This is a genomic window from Paraburkholderia sp. SIMBA_054, assembly GCF_046534875.1.
Taxonomy (GTDB): Bacteria; Pseudomonadota; Gammaproteobacteria; order Burkholderiales; family Burkholderiaceae; genus Paraburkholderia; species Paraburkholderia hospita.
Window position 1 is genome coordinate 1 of record NZ_JAWRXV010001192.1, and the last position, 255, is coordinate 255.

General features: G+C 56.1%; 1 pseudogene. It reads right to left on the minus strand.

Features of this window, described 5'->3' with window-relative positions:
* Window positions 1–220 (minus strand): annotated as a pseudogene (locus SB822_RS58895) (Fic family protein); the annotation flags it as partial.
* Window positions 221–255: the final 35 nt, after the last annotated feature.

Below are 255 nucleotides of genomic sequence, written 5' to 3' on the forward strand. Positions count from 1 at the left end.
GGCCCACTTTCGTTTCCTGGAGGAGGCCGTGATCGGTAAGTGATTTCAGATAGACCGCCGCTGACTGGCGTTTGGCGATGCCGGCGGCCACCAAATCGCTGACTCGGTAATAGGGGTTGACGAAAATGACCTCAGCGAATCTACGCGAATAGATCTTCGGCAGTTCGCCCCGGATTCGATCGGTCGACCAGATCGTGCTCTCTTGCACGACCGCCAGCAAGTAAAGGATTCACTCTTCCCATGCACCTTCTGTCG